This is a genomic window from Nonomuraea roseola, from assembly GCF_039535395.1.
Classification (GTDB): Bacteria; Actinomycetota; Actinomycetes; order Streptosporangiales; family Streptosporangiaceae; genus Nonomuraea; species Nonomuraea roseola.
Window position 1 is genome coordinate 3,947,432 of the sequence record NZ_BAAAXC010000015.1, and the last position, 16,254, is coordinate 3,963,685.

A 16,254-nucleotide genomic window follows, 5' to 3' on the forward strand; every position below is an offset into this window, starting at 1 on the left:
CGCGACTGCGGGCCGTACCTCCCTTCCGGAGGTACGGCCCGCTTCGCTGTCGTCACCTGCGCTTCAGGAAGGCGGCGGCGAGGACGGCGCCCACCAGCACCAGGGCGGAGTTGACGAGGATCGCGACCGAGACCCCCGAGAGCACCCCCTCGGCGCCGGTGTCGCCGAGCGCGGTCATCCTGGCGGTGGCGACGGCGCTCATGATCGGGATGCCCATCGTGATGCCGACCTGCTGGGTCATGGTCGCCAGGCCGGTGGCCAGGCCCTGCTCCTCGTCGGGCAGCCCCGAGGTGGCGGTGACCATGAAGCCGACGATCACCAGCATGTTGCCGACGCCGCCGACGAAGGTCGCGGCCAGCAGCAGCCAGATCGAGGAGCCCGAGGTCCCGAGGCCGATCAGGGCGAGGGTGGCGACCGCCTGGACGAGGCCGCCGCCGATGATGGTGGCCCTGGTGCCGAGGCGGCCGACCGCGCGTCCGCCGAGGGTGCCGCCGAGGACGGTGCCGAGGCCGAGGACGCCGAAGGCGAGCCCGGTGGCCAGCGGCGAGTAGCCGAGGACCTCCTGCAGGTAGAGGGTGAGCAGGAAGACCAGCGAGGTCTCGGTCACGAAGGCGATGAGCCCTGCCGTGTTGCCCCAGATGACGCTGCGCCGCTTCATGATGCGCACAGGGACGAGGGGGGCGTCGGCCCGCTGCTCGACGAACCAGAAGCCGACGAGGAGCGCCAGGCCGGCGATGAGGGCCGCGAGCGTGGTGGGCGCGGTCCAGCCCGTCTCGCCGGCCTGGGTGAGGCCGTAGACGAGCGCGAGGAGCCCGCCGGTGACGGTGATCGCGCCGGGAACGTCCAGCTTCGGCCGTACGGCAGGTCGCGAGTCGGTGATCGCCGAGGGGGCCAGCGCCAGGACGAGCGCGGCGACGGGCACGTTGACGAAGAAGGCCCAGCGCCAGGAGAGCAGGTCGGTGAGCAGTCCGCCGAGGATGGCGCCCGCGGTGAATCCGGCCGACATCAGCGCGCCGTTGAGGCCGAGCGCCCGCTCCCTCAGCGGCCCCTCCTTGAAGGCGGTGGTGAGCAACGCCAGGCCCGCAGGGGTGACGGCGGCGGTCGCCAGCCCCTGCAGCACCCTGGCGATCAGCAGGATCTCGGGCGAGGTGGCGAGGCCGCCCATGAGGGAGGAGAGTCCGAGTACGGCCATGCCGCCCAGGAAGAGCCGCTTGCGTCCGACCAGGTCGGCGACCCGGCCGAACAGCAGGGTGAACCCGGCCGCCGCCAGCGCGAAGGAGGTGGCGATCCACTGCAGGTGCGTGAGGGAGAAACCGAGTCCCTCCCCGACGACGGGCAGCGCGACGTTCAGGATCGAGAAGTCCACGGCGATCATGAACTGGGCGCCGAGGAGGAGGGTGAGCACGAGCTTCTGCCGCCCGGTCATGGCGGTCTGCGGCTCGGCGTGGGTGAGCGTGGACATGGGGAGCCCTTCTTTTAACGGGTCTCTAGTACCGTTAAGCTGAGAGCAACTTAGCACGAGAGGGCTGGTAATGGAACTGGAGTCCCGTTATGGCACTGTCAGGCCGGGTGGACGCACCGCTCGCGTGCGCGCCGCCGTCCTCCAGGCGGCCGGCGACGCGCTGGTCGAGCACGGCCTCGACGGCCTCGACCTCGCCGACGTCGCCCGCAGGGCGGAGGTCGGCAAGACCACCGTCTACCGGCGCTGGTCCACGACCACCGGGTTGATCGCCGACCTCCTCGTCGACATGGCCGAGCAGTCCACGCCCCGCACGGACTCGGGTTCACTGGACGAGGACCTCAGGGCGAACGCCAGGCTCGTGGTCAAGACCCTGACCGATCCCCGGCAGGGCGCGCTGTTCAAGGCGATGATCGCCGCCGCGACCTGTGACGAGCGCACCGCCGCCGCCCTGCACCGCTTCTACGCGACCAGGATCGAGGAGTGGGCGGGATGCGTGGAGGCCGCCGTGGAGCGTGGTGAGGTGCCTGAGGGCACCGACCCTCATGAGGTCATCCGCGCGGTCTCAGCCCCGCTGTACTACCGCCTGCTGGCCAGCGGCGACCCTCTCGACGAGAGCGTGGCCGACCGCGCCGCCACGGCCGCCGCGACGGCGGCCAGAGCAGGGGTCTACAGGGCCTGATCGGCCCTCAGGTGAGGGACGGCACGGCGGGCAGCCCCCACGCCCGCCTGATCTGCTCCAGGCTCGACCTGGCCAGCACGTCCGCGACGCCGGTCTCGCGCTGCGCGCGGGCCAGGGCGGCGAAGGAGCCGGGGAAGCACGATTCGGCGTGGGCCTTCCTCCAGGGGCAGGCCCGCGCGGGGGCGTCTGGGGCGTGTCAGCGCCCAGAGGCCGGGTGCTACGGGAGGTTCAGCTCGTAGACCTTGACGGCCATCGGGCCCGCGGGGTCGTAGACGACCCTGACGGCCAGGCGGCCCTTGCCCAGCAGCGACCACAGGTCGCCGGGGGTGCACCTGACCGCGCCGAAGCCCTTCTTCGTGTACTTGTCGTGCGGGTAGCCCGCCGCCCGCCTGCCGCACCTCTTGTTGATCTGGCGGAAGTCGAGGCCCTCGGTGTAGTCGATCCTGACAGGCTTGCCGGTCCGCTTGCCCAGGTGCCAGCCGGGCAGACCGCTCTCGCCGATCTCGCCCAGCGTCGCCTTGGAGGGGGTGAGGATCATGGCGGAGTCGCCCGACTTCTTGGCCCAGCCGTACACGGTCCTGAGGGCGGTGTCGGCGTGGGCGGCGGGGGCTAAGGCGGCGGTCGCCAGGACGCCGGCGGCCGCGACTCCGATGAGTTTCGTGGTCATGAATCGGGATCGTCCCACGGGATGACCCGTGATGGCGGCGGCTCTGGGCGCGGAAAATGGTTTGCCTGGTCAGCACGGACTTTGTCAATCTTGACGAGCTATGCGCTCCCTACCCCAGGCCGATCCTGGCACCCCTGACATTCGCACGCCCACGCGCTACCTCCTCTGGACGGCGCGCCGCCAGGCGGGCGCCCTTGCCGTCGGCATCAGCTTCGCCATCCTGTGGTGGTTCGCGCAGGCGCTCATGCCGTTCGTGCTGGGCAAGGGCATCGACGCGGTCACCGGCAAGCACACCGACGATCTGATGACCTGGTCGGCGGTGCTGTTCGGGCTGGGCCTCGTGCAGGCCTACGCCGGCATCATGCGGCACAGGATGGCGGTCTACAACTGGCTGGCCGCCGCCTACAGGACGGTCCAGGTGACCACCAGGCAGGCCACCAGGCTGGGCGCGACGCTGCCGAAGCGGCTGTCCACCGGTGAGGTGGTGAGCGTCGGCAACTCCGACATCGCCCACATCGGCAACTCGATGGACATCCTGCTGCGCGGCGTCGGCTCCGTCGTGGCGATCGTCACGGTGACCGTGATCCTGATCTCCACCTCGCTGGAGCTGGGGCTGATGGTGCTGGTCGGCGTGCCGCTGATGGCGATCGCCGTCGGCCCGCTGCTCAAGCCGCTGCACAAGCGTCAGCAGGCCCACCGCGAGCTGCAGGGCGAGCTGTCCACCAGGGCGGCCGACATCGTCGCGGGCCTGCGGGTGCTGCGCGGCATCGGCGGCGAGGAGGTCTTCGCCGACCGCTACCGCGAGGAGTCCCAGCGGGTACGGCACGCGGGCGTGCGCGTCGCGGGCGTCGAGTCGATGCTGGAGGGCGCGCAGATCCTGCTGCCCGGCGTGCTCATCGCGATCGTCACGGGCATCGGCGCCTCCTTCGCCGTCGGCGGCCAGATCACCACAGGTCAGCTCGTCGCCTTCTACGGCTACGCCGTCTTCCTGATCGGCCCGATGCGCACACTCACCGAGGCTGCCGACAAGCTGACCAAGGGCCACGTCGCCGCCAGGCGCGTAATCAGGATCCTCTCGATCGAGCCCGAGGTCTCGGGCGGCGAGGAGAGCTCGCACGGCGGCCTCCTGCACGACGCCGAGAGCGGGGTGACGGTCAGGCCCGGCACGCTGACCGCGCTCGCGGGCGGCACTCCAGAGGACGCGATCGCGATCGCCGACCGCCTGGGCCGCTACAGCGAGGGCGAGGTCTCCTTCGGCGGCACCGACCTGTCCACGCTGCCGCTGGCCGAGGTCCGCTCCAGGGTCCTGGTCGCCGACAACAACGCCAGACTGTTCGCCGGAAGGCTGCGCGACGAGCTCGACGTCAGGGGCGAGGCCTCGGCCGAGGCCGTACGGCAGGCGCTGCACGCCGCCTGCGCCGAGGACATCGTCGAGGCGCTGCCCGACGGCCTCGACGCCCACGTGGCCGAGGCGGGCAGGGAGTTCTCCGGCGGGCAGCAGCAGCGGCTGCGCCTGGCCAGGGCGCTGGTCGCCGACCCCGAGGTGCTCATCCTGGTCGAGCCGACCAGCGCGGTCGACGCGCACAGCGAGGCGCGCATCGCCGAGCGGCTCGCCAAGGCGCGCGCGGGCAGGACGACGCTGGTCTGCACGACCAGCCCGCTGGTGCTCGACCGCACCGACCATGTGATCTACGTGGAGGACGGCAGGGTGCGCGCCGAAGGCGCCCACCGCGACCTGCTGGCCACCGAACCCGCCTACGCGGCGACCGTGACGAGAGGGGAGGACTGAGATGGCTCGGGAGATTCTCCCCGTCGCCGACCAGACGCAGGTTCGCGCCTACGCCAGGCGGCTGACGTTGAAGTACCCGCGTGAGCTGACCGTCGCCCTCGCTCTGCACGGCCTCGCCGCCGTGGCGGGGCTCGCGGTGCCGTGGCAGCTCGGCGGCCTGGTCCAGCGTGTGCAGGACGGCACCGACATCAATGTCACGCTGGTGGCCGTCGGCATCGGAACGTTCCTTGTCCTGCAGTCGGTGCTCATCCGCTTCGCGGTGCTGGCCTCCTCCAGGCTGGGCGAGAAGGTGCTCGCCGAGCTGCGCGAGGAGTTCGTCGACAGGGTGCTCGCGCTGCCGCTGTCCACGGTGGAGCGGGCGGGCTCGGGCGACCTGATCACGCGGACCTCGCGCGACGTCGACTCGTTGTCGAGGACCGTGCGGCACGCGGTTCCGGAGACGCTGATCGCGCTGGTCACAGGTGTGATCACGGTGGGCGCGCTGCTGCTGGTCAGCCCGCTGCTGATGCTGCCCATGCTGCTGGCCGTCCCGATCATCTGGATTTCCACCCGGTGGTACCTCAACCGGGCGCGCGACGGCTACCTGCGGGAGAACGCCGCCTACGCGGACATGACCGAAGGGCTGGCCGAGACGGTCGAGGGCGCCCGCACGATCGAGGCGCTCGGCCTGCAGGATCGCAGGCACGCCCGCACCGACGGCGACATCTCCAGGTCGTGGGCGGCCGAGCGGTACACGCTCGGCCTGCGCACGGTGTGGTTCCCCATGGTCGAGCTCGGCTACGTGATCCCCGTGGTCTCCGCGCTGCTGGTCGGCGGGCTGTTCTACACCAACGACTGGGTGACGCTCGCCCAGGTCACCTCCGCCGTCCTCTACGCCCAGCAGCTCATCGACCCGCTCGACAGGTTCCTCATGTGGATCGACGAGCTGCAGGTCGGCGGGGCCGCGATGGCGCGCCTGCTGGGCGTGGCCAACGTCCCCGACGACCGTACGGCGGGCACGTCGGTGCCGGCGGGCGAGAACCTGGCCGCCTCCGACGTGCGCTACGCCTACCGCGAGGGCCACGACGTCCTGCACGGGGTGTCGCTGTCGCTGCGCCCCGGCGAGCGGCTGGCGATGGTCGGGCCGTCGGGCGCGGGCAAGTCGACGCTCGGCAGGCTGCTGGCGGGCATCCACGGTCCACGCACCGGAGCCGTCACTGTCGGCGGGGTGTCGCTGGTCGACCTGCCCCTGGACGACCTGCGCGGCCACGTCGCGCTGGTCACCCAGGAGCACCACGTCTTCCGCGGCACGCTGCGCGACAACCTGCTGATCGCGCGGCCCTCCGCCACTTCCGAGCAGGTCCTCGACGCGCTCAGGGCGGTGGACGCGCTGGACTGGGTGGAGTCGCTGCCCGACGGGCTCGACACCACGGTCGGCTCGGGCGGCACGGCGATCTCGCCCGCGCACGCCCAGCAGGTCGCGCTGGCCAGGCTCGTCCTGGCCGACCCGCACACGCTGGTGCTCGACGAGGCCACCTCGCTGATCGACCCCAGGGCCGCGCGCAACCTCGAACGGTCGCTCGCGGCCGTCCTCGACGGGCGCACGGTGATCGCGATCGCGCACCGCCTCTACACGGCGCACGACGCCGACAGGGTGGCGGTCGTGGAGGACGGGCGGATCAGCGAGCTGGGCTCGCACGACGAGCTGGTGGCCGAGGGCGGCTCCTACGCTGCCCTGTGGGCCAGCTGGCACGGCAGCCCCGCGCCGACCGCCCGCTGATCACTTCCAGAACCGCACCTCGGGGTAGGCCTTGGACTGGCCGTCCAGCAGCGGCTCGTCCCTGCCCCGCAGGTGCGTGTCGAGGAAGGCGGCCAGGTACGCGCGGGTGATCTGCAGCGCCCTCGCCCCGTCGAGCTCGGGCGCGGGCAGGCCCAGCTGCGGCCTCAGTACGGCGTAGTCGACGAACGAGGAGTGGTCGGCGCCGGCCACGGTGATCCAGCGCTTCCACCCCGTCATGTTCGCCCACGACTTCGGCCACGTGCTGTCGCTCCCGTCGGGGACGTGCTTGGCGTTGCCGACCATGAGGAACGGCTTGTCCAGCTTCGGCACGACGGGGGCGAACGTGCCGTCCAGGTTCGCGGCCGCCTTGACGCGCGGGTCGGCCAGCATGGCGTGCGCGGCGCTGTTGCCGCCCATCGAGTGGCCGACCACCGCGATCCTGGAGCGGTCGACCAGCTCCCGTCTCAGCAGCTCGTCGAGGACGAACCGCAGGTCGGCGACCCTTCCCTGGGCGACCTTCGCGCCGTCCTGGCCTCGGACGCAGGCCAGGCAGGTGGTGGTCCTGCCGTCGGGGAAGGTGGTGGCGACCGACTCGTAGGTGTGCTCCACCGCCGCCACCAGATAGCCCCTGCTGGCCAGGTCCTCGGCCAGCGAGGTCAGCGTGGCCTTGGGGAAGCTGAACCCCGGCGACATCAGCACCAGAGGCAGCCGCGCCCGCGAGGGCGGGGCGGTCACCCTGGCGTGCACGCGGGTCGCGGTGAGCGTCTCGGGCGGCACGTCGAAGTCCTTGAGGACGGCGGCTGACTCCTCCTTCGTCAGGTAGGCCGCGCGCTTTCCTCCTGACCTGGCCGCCGGGTACCAGAGGGAGACCATGAGCTCCCTGGCGGCCGCCTCCTGGTTCCAGGGGTCGCGCCGCTCGGTGTCGACCAGGTGGAGCGAGGTCGTGCCGACCTTCTTCGTCCCCGTCGGTTCGGGAAGAGAGGGCTTGGCGGTCCCGGCGTGGGCGGGGGAGGCGAGCAGGCTGAGCGACAGGGCCGCCGCGACGACATAGGGGGTCTTCATGCGGATCACTCTGGTCTGGCCGCGGCAGGGCGGCCCAGCGCCGAACGTCGGTCGGAGATTACGACTTTCGTCGTACTTCGTCCGGTTCGCCGGGCCGTACGCTCGGGGCCATGGTGCTTGGTGTCCTGGTGTTCGGGCTCTCCCTGGCCACGCTCAGCGGCCAGATGGGGGTGGCGACGAACCTGCCGTTCCCGCTGCTCGTGCTGATCGCGGCGGTGGCGGGGGTGGCCGCGTGGTTCGCGCCGCGCGCCTGGTGGCCGCTGGCCGCCGTGGGCGCGCTCGTCTACGTCGGATTCGGGATGTGGCCGCCGCTGCTCGTCGCCTCCTACTACGCGGGCACCACGCTGCGCGAGCGGCGCGACATCGCGGCGTACGCGGGCATGGGCGCGGTGACCGTCGCCCTCTCGGCCGGGGTCGGAGCGCTGATCGGCGGTCAGAGAGAGCATCTGACCGGCACGCTCGGCAACGCCACGCTCATAGGGGCGGCGGGGATCGGGCTGCCGCTGGTGTTCGGGCTGTGGGTGCGGGCCAGACGCGACGTGCTGGCCGCCGCGAAGGAGCGCGCCGAGCGCCTCGAACGCGAGCAGGTCATGCGCGCCGACCAGGCACGCGCCCAGGAGCGCGCCCGCATCGCCCGCGAGATGCACGACGTCGTGGCCCACCGGGTGTCGCTCATGGTCATGCACGCGGGCGCGCTGGAGGTCGGCACCTCCGACTCCCGTACGGCGCAGGCCGCGGCGCTGATCGGCGACATCGGCAGGGAGGCCCTCACCAACCTGCGCGACGTGCTGGGCGTCCTGCGCTCGCCCGCGCTGCCCGCCCCCCGCGCTCCTCAGCCCACGCTGGCCGACCTCGACGGGCTCCTGGACCAGTCGCGCACCCTGGGCATCGCGCTCACCAGGCACGACGAGGGCGAGGCCCGCTCCCTTGGCCCGACCGTCGAGCGCACCGCCTACCGGGTGGTGCAGGAGGCGCTCACCAACGTCCACAAGCACGCGGGCGAGACCAGCGCCGACGTCTCCATCCGCTTCCTGCCCTCCTCGCTGGAGGTGGTGGTCGCCAACGACCCTCCCGTACGGCAGGCCGCCCCCCTGCCCGAGTCGGGCTGGGGACTCGTGGGGCTGCGCGAACGCGTCGAACTGGTAGGAGGCACCCTGCACACCGGCCGTCGTGAGGACGGCGGCTTCGAGCTGCGTGCCAGGATTCCCGCGTGATCCGCGTACTGATCGTCGACGACGAGGCGCTCGTCCGTTCCGGCCTGCGGCTGATCCTCGAGGCGGCGGGGGACATCGTGGTCGTCGGCGAGGCCCGCGACGGCGCCGAGGCGATCTCGGCGGCGGGCAGGCTCCGCCCCCAGGTCGTGCTCATGGACGTCCGCATGCCGGGCGTCGACGGGCTGGCCGCGGCCGCCCGGATCCTCACCGCTCCCGACGCGCCGAAGCTGATCATGCTGACCACCTTCGACCTGGACGAGTACGTGCACGAGGCGCTGCGCCTCGGGGCCGTCGGGTTCCTGCTGAAGGACACGCCGCCGCGCGAGCTGGCCGCGGCCGTCAGGACGGTCGCGGGCGGGCAGGCCATGCTGTCGCCCACGGTCACCAAACGGTTGATCTCGGCCTTCGTGGACAGAGCGCCTTCACGGGCGGAGGCGGCGCGCAGGCAACTGGCCTCGCTCACGGGGCGGGAGGAGGAGGTGATCAGGGCGCTGGCCAGGGGACTGTCGAACGCGGAGGTCGGCAGGGAGCTCCGTCTGACGGAGGCGACGGTGAAGGCGCATGTCAGCCGCGTGCTGGCCAAACTCGGCCTGACCAACAGGGTCCAGGCCGCCATCGTGGTCCACGACGCCGATCTCCGCTGAACGCGCGAGCGCGCGAAGACGTCCAGGTGGTGGATCTGGAGCGCCTCTACGGCGGATCCCGGAGACTGAGCGCCTGGAGTATCTCTGTCAGAGGGCGAAGTGCATGCGCAGAGCCTGGTCCAGGCGGTGCAGGGCCTTGGGCGATACCCGGCCTGCCCGTCCTTGGACGCGCTCGATGGCGACTGATCTCACCTGCTCGGCCTGGGCCTTCGAGTCGGCGTCGAGCCCGCACTCCGCAGCGGGAAGAAGGACCTGGAAGGGGAGGACCCGCTGGATGTTCGTGGTGACGGGCACCACCGTGATCACGCCTCTCGCGCTCTGCTCAGCAGCCCTGTTGGCAGCATTGCTGCTGACGATGACGGCCGGTCTGGTCTTGTTGGCTTCGGATCCCTTGATCGGTTCGAGATCGACCCAGTAGATGTCACCGCGACGCACTGCCGACTCCATCTCCGACGGTGGAGTCCCAAAGCTCTGAGTCCTCGCTCTGGTCCCACTCGCTGAACGCGATGGCGTAGGACTCTTCAAGCTTGGCGGCTCTCAGGAGGGCGATCGCCGCGTGAAGCGCTGCCGAGCGGGACTTCTCGCCAGTCTCTTCGGCATATTCGTCGAGAAACGCAACGTCCTCTTCGGGGAGGCTCACACTCAACTTCATACTTTTGAGTGTACCCATGTTGCTACCACCGGTGTGGAGTAGTGGTAGGAGAGTCTTCTCTTCGGCGTCGACTGAAGGGTGAGAGGCGATCGTCAGAGCGATTCACGTGGGTATGACGGTCGGACGCGCGGAGCGCCCCGAGCGGAGCGAGGCTGGGTGAGGTACAGGTGTCTCGCTGCCCGGGTGGGTCCGAGAAGGCGTCCGGGCGAAGCGAGGGCCTCAAGGGGTCGGGCCGGCTGCCCGGGTGGGAGCACGCCCGAACCCCGCGCGCGAAGCGCGCCATGGTGAGGCCCTTGCTTCTGCGCGGACTACAGGCCGAGGGACTTCTTGAGGAAGTCGACCTGGAGGAGCAGCAGGTTCTCGGCGACGACCTCCTGCGGCGTCATGTGGGTCACCCCCGACAGCGGCAGGACGGTGTGCGGGCGCCCGGCCGACAGCAGGGCCGACGACAGGCGGAGCGTGTGCGCGGCGACCACGTTGTCGTCGGCGAGGCCGTGGATCAGCAGGAGCGGGCGCTCCAGCTTGGCCGCGTCGGCGAACAGCGAGGACTGGTCGTAGACCTCCGGCTGGGTGTGCGGGTCGCCGAGGTAGCGCTCGGTGTAGCAGGTGTCGTACAGGCGCCAGTCGGTCACCGGCGCGCCCGCGATCGCCGCGTGGAAGACGTCGGGCCTGCGCAGGACGGCGAGCGCGGCCAGGTAGCCGCCGAACGACCAGCCGCGGATGGCGACCTTGGACAGGTCGAGGTCGTCGGGGTACTGCTGGGCGACACCCTGCAGGGCGTCCACCTGGTCGTCGAGAACAGGGGTGGCCAGGTCGTTCAGCACCGCCCGCTCGAAGGCGGGGCCGCGTCCAGGGGTGCCGCGGCCGTCGGCGACGACGACGGCGAAGCCCTGCTCGGCGAACCACTGGCTGGTGAGGTACATGCCCTGGCTGGCCAGGACGCGCTGGGCGTGCGGCCCGCCGTACGGGTCGAGAAGGACGGGCAGCCTGCGCGAGCCGGGCTCGTGCCACGAGGGGAAGACGACGGCGGTCGACAGGTCGCGGGTGCCCGAGCGGCCGAGGTGGACGCGCAGGTCGAGGCCGGGCCGCTCGGCCAGCGAGGGGATCGGGATCGTCATGCCGCTGGGCAGGACCACGGTGGCGGAGACGCCCTCGCGCTCGAGCGACTGCTCGGTCAGCACCCCGACGCCCCCTGCCAGGCGCCCCGAATAGACGCCCGACGCGGTGGAGACGGGCATGAGGGAGTGGCCGTCCCACGTCCAGAGCTGGATCTCGGTGGGGTCGCCGCTGGCCCTGAACAGCACGGTGTCGCGGTCGATGTCGAGCACGTCGCGAACCTGGAGGGTGGGCGGGGTGACGACGCGGTCGCCGACGAACAGGCGGCGTCCGCCCTCGTCGTCGGCGACCCAGACCAGCGAGCCGTCGTCGAGGTGGCCGGGCACGCCGGTCACGACCTCGACCCAGGCCTCGTCGGTGTCCTCGCGGACGAGCGTGGAGCGGCCGGTCGCGGGGTCGACGGTGAACAGGCGGCGCGTCCTCTGGTCGCGCGACATGGTCACGATCGACAGCGCGTGGGAGTCCCACGAGGCGGTGGTGAGGTACTCGTGCTCGAACGGCACCGCGACGCGCGAGCCGTCCAGGCCCAGGACGAACAGCTCGGTGCCGGCGTTGGGCGTGCCCGCGGCCGGATACCTCTGAGGGACGGCGGGGCGGTCCGGGTTGGCGGGGTCGGCGATGTACCAGGTCTGGACGGGCGCCTCGTCGGCCCGCTCGACCAGGAGGGCGTCGCCGGCGGGCGACCACCAGTAGCCGCGGTGGCGGTCCATCTCCTCGGCGGCGATGAACTCGGCCAGGCCGTAGGTGACGGTGTCGCTCTCGGGGGTGGCCAGGGCGCGGTCGTCGCCGGTGGCGAGGTCCTGGACCCGGAGCGAGCCGCTCGTGACATAGGCGACATGCCGCCCGTCAGGCGACAGGCGCGGGTCGATGACCGCGCCCGGCGTCTCCAGCCTGCGGGTCGTGCCCTTGGCCGGCTCGGTGACGTAGAGGCCGCCGGACAGGGCGAAGGCCGCCAGGGTGGCCGCGGAGTCGGTGGTGTAGGCGACGACGCCGCCCGCCTGCTCGCGGCTGCGCTCACGGCGGGCGCGCTCCTCCGGCGGCAGGTTCTCCTCGTCGGTGTCGAGGGCGCGGGGGTCGACGACCAGGCGTTCGACATGGGTGGCGGTGTCGAGCTCCCACAGGCAGGTGACCGGGTCGGTGCCTGACCTGGTGCGCAGGAACAGGACGCGGGCGCCGTCGGGGGAGATCGTGAAGCCCCTGGGCACACCCAGGGTGAACCGGCGGGTCCTTGCGTGCAGGCGCGGGAAGCTCTCACTCATAACCCCCCATCTTGCCAGGTGAGACACCTCCGTCGTGCGCCCCGAAACTCCTCGGAGGACGGCAGGGTCGGGGTCGTGGCGGGGCGTGGCATACGCTCGGGGCATGAGTGATCGACGCCTTCTGCTCGTGCACGCCCACCCCGACGACGAGACGATCGGGACCGGCGCGACGATGGCCAAGTACGCCGCGGAAGGCGCCCACGTCACGCTCGTGACCTGCACGCTCGGCGAGGAGGGCGAGGTCATCCCGCCCGAGCTGGCGCACCTGGCCGCCGACAGGGACGACAGCCTCGGCGAGCACCGCGTCGGGGAGCTGGACGCGGCCTGCAAGGCCATGGGCGTCGAGGACCACCGCTTTCTCGGCGGCCCGGGCAGGTGGCGCGACAGCGGGATGATGGGCGTCGCCTCCAACCACAGGCTGAACGCCTTCTGGCAGGCCGACGTGGACGAGGCCGCCGCCCTCCTGGTGAAGGTCGTCAGGGAGGTGCGCCCCCAGGTCATGGTCACCTACGACGACAACGGTTTCTACGGCCATCCCGACCACATCCAGGCGCACAGGGTGGCGTGGAGGGCCTTCGAGCTGGCCGCCGACCCTCGGCACGGCGAGGGCGAGCCGTGGCGGGTGGCCAAGTTCTACTACACCGCCATCCCCAAGTCCGTCATGCGCAGGACGGCGGAGGAGCTCGCCGAGTCGGAGGTCGCCTTCGTCCCCGAGAACGTCGAGGACGTGCCGTTCGGTGCCGCGGACGACGAGATCACGACCGAGGTGGACGCCAGGCCGTACCTGGGCAACAAGCTCGACGCGATGCGGGCGCACGCCACGCAGATCATGGTCGACGCGCCGTGGTTCGCGCTGTCCAACAACATCGGGCAGGAGGCGTTCGGGGTGGAGCACTTCATTCTGCGCAGCGGGTCGCGCGGCGAGACCGGGCCGAGTGTCCCGCGTGAGGCCGGGGGTCTCGGCGAGCCTTACACCCTTGAGAAGGACCTGTTCGCGGGCATCCACTAACCTCCTCCGTTATGGAGCAAAGGAGCCACGCCGAGTCCGCTCTGGCCGGGGCCGCGTACGGCATGCTGGTCGTGCTGGGGGTCGTCCTCGGCGTGGTGGGCGGGTTCACCCACGCCTGGTACATCGGCGCCTCCTTCCCCGCGGCGGCCATCGGCTGGGTCCCGGTGCTGTTCGGCCTCTGCCTCCTCGCGGGCAGGATGATGCGCTCCAAGCTCGGCGCCTCGGCGGTGGCGATCGGCTGGCTGCTGGTCTCGATGGTGTTCTCGCTGAAGCGGGCGGCGGGCGATCTGGTGATCGCCGGCGACATCGCCGGATTCGTCTACCTGTACGGCGGGCTGGTGGCGGTGGTGATCGCCGTTCTGCTGTCGCCCTCCTCGGGCGGCTCGTGGCTGATGAGGGGCTCGTACGGCCCGCCGCCCCCGACGCCTGACGGCTCGTAGGGCCCGCCCACGAACGCCTGACGGCGCCGCCCGAAGGCGACGCCGTCGTCGTTCACGTCATCCCCTGTTCACGGGGTCGGCGGGGGCGGTGAGGTGGGGCTGGGCACCTGGCCGGCGTCCAGGCCGTTCGGATCCTGATCGGGATCCGGGTCGGGGTCGGGGTCGGGGTCGGGCGCCGTCGGGCACGGCTGGAAGGTGGGAGCCAGCTCGGCGGGCGGGGTGGTGACCGGGTCGGTCGTGCCGGGCGTCGTCGAGACGGCGGCGGGGGTGGTCACCGGCGGCGCCGGAGACGTCGGGGTGTCCGAGGACGGCGTGGGAGTGCCGGGGTCGCTCGGCGCGAGGTCGGCCGGCGGTGAGGGGGCATCGGCAGGGGCCGGGGTGCACGTGACCGTGACCGTGACGGGAGGCGGCGCGGGGGCCGTGATCGTCGAGACCGACACCGAAGGCGCGGGGGTCTGGGTGATCGTGACCGTCGCGCTGACCGTGGTGGTGGTCGCGACCGTGACCGTCGCCGAGGGAGCGGCAGGCGCCGTGACCGTGGGGCCCGTCGTCACCGTCGTGGTGGCCGAGGGGGTGGCCGTGGCGGTGATCGTGCGGGTGGGCCAGGGGAGGACCTTCAGCGAGACGCTCGGCTTGCCGCTCGCCTTGTACGAGCCCTTGCCCAGCTTCGTCGACGTCTTGCCCGCTCCCGTCGTGACAGGCAGCGAGGCGGAGGCCGTCCTGCAGGACTTGCCCTTGCACACCTTCTGCTTCACAGTGAAGCGAGCCGCCCCGCCGTACGTGACTGCGACGTCCAGGTACGAGACGCCCTTCTTCTTCACCACCTTGGCCGTCGCCTTGTACTTGGCGGTGCTCGAGGTGGGTGTGGGCGTGGGGGAGGGGCTGGTGGAGACGGGTAACTCGAGCCTGTCGGCCGTGGGGGTGTCGGTCGCGGACGAGGTCTGCGTGACGGCGAAGCCGCCTACGGTGGCGAGCGCCATGGTGCAGAGGAGCGCGGCCAGAATGATGAATCTCATGATCCTGCTCTGGTGGGAGATTTCAGGACGGGGATCATTATTCCGATTTGTCAAGTTCGGTCAAGGGTGAGACGCATGGAGAGGCGCCATCGGATCCGTAGGATCGCGAACTTCGTCAACCTGTCCACTCCGCTCGGCCTGCTGATCTCCGTCGTGGGCGGGGCGCGCAGAACGAACGGCCCTGACGGCCTCATTCTGGCCTACGGTTACCGCTACGCCTTCCCCGTGGCGGGAGCCTTCACCATCGGGAACGTCGTCGTGACCAAGCATCCCGACGGCTACCTCACCGGCAGGCTCCTCGACCACGAGGGCCGCCACGCGACTCAGTGGGCCTGGTGCGTCGGCCTGCCGATGCTGCCGCTGTACCTGGTCGCGCTCGCCGTGTCGATCCTCATCTGCGGCAACCAGGCGGCATACAACCCCTTCGAACGGCTCGCCGGGCTCGAAGACGGCGGATATCCACGCAAGTCGCCATGGTGGCGGAGGAATAGAACGCTCCCTGAGGGGATCATCAAGGGTGAGTGATCCGTTACGTAGGGGAGCGTGCCTATGTCTCAGACCATCCAGCGGAGCGCCCCCGCCAGGCCGGCGTCCTTCAGGGACCGGCTGACTGCGCCGCTTCCCGCCTTCCGTGAGCTGGTGAGCGTCGCCTGGCATGGCGGGCTGCGCACCAACATCGGCGACATCGACCAGATACCGGTGCTCAGGGGCGGCCTGCCCCAGCTCACGGGCACGGTGGTCACCTGGGTGGGCCACGCCACCTACGTGCTCCAGGTCGAGGGGCTGACCATCCTCACCGACCCCGTGTGGTCCCGCAAGATCCCCGGTGTACGGCAGCGCCTCACCCCACCCGGCGTGGCCTGGAGCGACCTGCCGAGGATCGACGCGGTGGTGATCAGCCACAACCACTACGACCACCTCGACGCCCCCACGATCAGGCGGCTGCCCAGGACCACGCCCATCTTCGCGCCCGCCAACCTCGGTCGCTGGTTCACCAGGCGGGGCTTTCGCCATGTCACCGAGCTGGACTGGTGGGAGGGCGCGACGCTGGGCGGGGTGAGTTTCGACTTCGTGCCGGCGCACCACTGGAGCCGCCGCACGATCTGGGACACGTGCAGGTCCCTGTGGGGCGGGTGGGTGATCAACAAGTCGATCTACTTCGCCGGCGACACCGCCTACGGACCGCGCCTGGCCGAGATCGGCGATCGCTTCCCCGGCCTCGACCTGGCCCTGATGCCGGTCGGCGCCTACGAGCCCCGCTGGTTCACCAAGGGCAACCACGTCAACCCCGCGGAAGCCGTACAGGCGTGCCTGGACGTGGGCGCGCGGCGGATGGCGACCATGCACTGGGGTACGTTCGTGCTGTCGGGCGAACCGCTGCTCGAGCCGGTGCTGCTGGCGCGCGCGGAGTGGGAGGCGCGCGGCCTGCCGCGCGCCGACCTGTGGGACCTCGCGGTGGGCGAGTCGCGCCCGCTCACGGCATGAG

16 protein-coding genes are annotated in these 16,254 nt (G+C 71.3%); 9 read left to right on the forward strand and 7 right to left on the reverse strand.

Annotation, left to right across the window (positions count from 1 at the left end; all coding sequences use genetic code 11):
- Positions 1–52: 52 nt before the first annotated feature.
- Positions 53–1,462, reverse strand: a complete 1,410-nt coding sequence (locus ABFX55_RS42190) for an MFS transporter (RefSeq protein ID WP_346129106.1) — start codon at positions 1,460–1,462, stop codon at positions 53–55.
- Between the two features lie 70 nt (positions 1,463–1,532).
- Between ABFX55_RS42190 and ABFX55_RS42195 the strand changes: the two genes are divergently transcribed.
- A complete protein-coding gene (locus ABFX55_RS42195) occupies positions 1,533–2,141 on the forward strand; it encodes a TetR/AcrR family transcriptional regulator (protein ID WP_346129107.1) in 609 nt (202 codons plus the stop codon).
- 217 nt (positions 2,142–2,358) lie between these two features.
- Here ABFX55_RS42195 and ABFX55_RS42200 read toward each other — a convergent pair whose 3' ends face one another.
- The gene (locus ABFX55_RS42200; protein WP_346129109.1) at positions 2,359–2,808 is read right to left on the reverse strand and encodes a hypothetical protein; all 450 of its coding nucleotides are present in this window, start codon (positions 2,806–2,808) and stop codon (positions 2,359–2,361) included.
- A gap of 100 nt (positions 2,809–2,908) precedes the next feature.
- Between ABFX55_RS42200 and ABFX55_RS42205 the strand changes: the two genes are divergently transcribed.
- Positions 2,909–4,597 carry an ABC transporter ATP-binding protein gene (locus tag ABFX55_RS42205; RefSeq protein WP_346129111.1) on the forward strand — a complete coding sequence of 563 codons (1,689 nt, stop codon included), beginning with the start codon at positions 2,909–2,911 and terminating at the stop codon, positions 4,595–4,597.
- Between the two features lies 1 nt (position 4,598).
- Positions 4,599–6,356, forward strand: a complete 1,758-nt coding sequence (locus ABFX55_RS42210) for an ABC transporter ATP-binding protein (RefSeq protein WP_346129112.1) — start codon at positions 4,599–4,601, stop codon at positions 6,354–6,356.
- Here ABFX55_RS42210 and ABFX55_RS42215 read toward each other — a convergent pair whose 3' ends face one another.
- Entirely contained in the window at positions 6,357–7,418 is a 1,062-nt protein-coding gene (locus tag ABFX55_RS42215) for an alpha/beta hydrolase family protein (RefSeq protein ID WP_346129114.1), read from the reverse strand.
- Positions 7,419–7,528: 110 nt separating this feature from the next.
- Between ABFX55_RS42215 and ABFX55_RS42220 the strand changes: the two genes are divergently transcribed.
- Together ABFX55_RS42220 and ABFX55_RS42225 are read left to right on the forward strand one after the other, a co-directional pair.
- A complete protein-coding gene (locus ABFX55_RS42220) occupies positions 7,529–8,632 on the forward strand; it encodes a sensor histidine kinase (RefSeq protein WP_346129116.1) in 1,104 nt (367 codons plus the stop codon).
- Positions 8,629–9,276, forward strand: coding sequence for a response regulator (locus tag ABFX55_RS42225; RefSeq protein WP_346129118.1), 648 nt, complete (start codon positions 8,629–8,631; stop codon positions 9,274–9,276). The genes ABFX55_RS42220 and ABFX55_RS42225 overlap by 4 nt, the downstream gene beginning before the upstream one ends.
- Positions 9,277–9,363: 87 nt before the next feature.
- On the opposite strand, the gene ABFX55_RS42230 is transcribed toward ABFX55_RS42225, so the two are convergent.
- From ABFX55_RS42230 to ABFX55_RS42240, 3 genes are all read right to left on the reverse strand, one after another.
- On the reverse strand, positions 9,364–9,711 hold the full coding sequence (locus ABFX55_RS42230) for a type II toxin-antitoxin system PemK/MazF family toxin (protein ID WP_346129119.1): 348 nt from the start codon (positions 9,709–9,711) through the stop codon (positions 9,364–9,366).
- Positions 9,698–9,928 carry a ribbon-helix-helix protein, CopG family gene (locus ABFX55_RS42235; protein WP_183655509.1) on the reverse strand — a complete coding sequence of 77 codons (231 nt, stop codon included), beginning with the start codon at positions 9,926–9,928 and terminating at the stop codon, positions 9,698–9,700. Before ABFX55_RS42235 ends, ABFX55_RS42230 begins: the two co-directional genes overlap by 14 nt.
- Positions 9,929–10,236: 308 nt before the next feature.
- Entirely contained in the window at positions 10,237–12,303 is a 2,067-nt protein-coding gene (locus ABFX55_RS42240; protein ID WP_346129121.1) for a S9 family peptidase, read from the reverse strand.
- 103 nt (positions 12,304–12,406) lie between these two features.
- On the opposite strand from ABFX55_RS42240, the gene mshB reads away from it, so the two are divergent.
- Both mshB and ABFX55_RS42250 read left to right on the forward strand, forming a co-directional pair.
- Positions 12,407–13,312: an N-acetyl-1-D-myo-inositol-2-amino-2-deoxy-alpha-D-glucopyranoside deacetylase gene (mshB, locus tag ABFX55_RS42245; RefSeq protein ID WP_346129123.1), complete on the forward strand. Its 906-nt coding sequence runs from the start codon at positions 12,407–12,409 to the stop codon at positions 13,310–13,312.
- 11 nt (positions 13,313–13,323) lie between these two features.
- A complete protein-coding gene (locus ABFX55_RS42250) occupies positions 13,324–13,752 on the forward strand; it encodes a DUF6113 family protein (protein ID WP_346129124.1) in 429 nt (142 codons plus the stop codon).
- A gap of 68 nt (positions 13,753–13,820) precedes the next feature.
- On the opposite strand, the gene ABFX55_RS42255 is transcribed toward ABFX55_RS42250, so the two are convergent.
- Complete coding sequence (locus ABFX55_RS42255; protein ID WP_346129125.1) at positions 13,821–14,768, reverse strand: hypothetical protein; 948 nt, start codon at positions 14,766–14,768, stop codon at positions 13,821–13,823.
- Between the two features lie 75 nt (positions 14,769–14,843).
- On the opposite strand from ABFX55_RS42255, the gene ABFX55_RS42260 reads away from it, so the two are divergent.
- Positions 14,844–15,293 carry a hypothetical protein gene (locus ABFX55_RS42260; protein ID WP_346129126.1) on the forward strand — a complete coding sequence of 150 codons (450 nt, stop codon included), beginning with the start codon at positions 14,844–14,846 and terminating at the stop codon, positions 15,291–15,293.
- Between the two features lie 24 nt (positions 15,294–15,317).
- The gene (locus ABFX55_RS42265; protein ID WP_346129127.1) at positions 15,318–16,253 is read left to right on the forward strand and encodes an MBL fold metallo-hydrolase; all 936 of its coding nucleotides are present in this window, start codon (positions 15,318–15,320) and stop codon (positions 16,251–16,253) included.
- Position 16,254 lies beyond the last annotated feature (1 nt).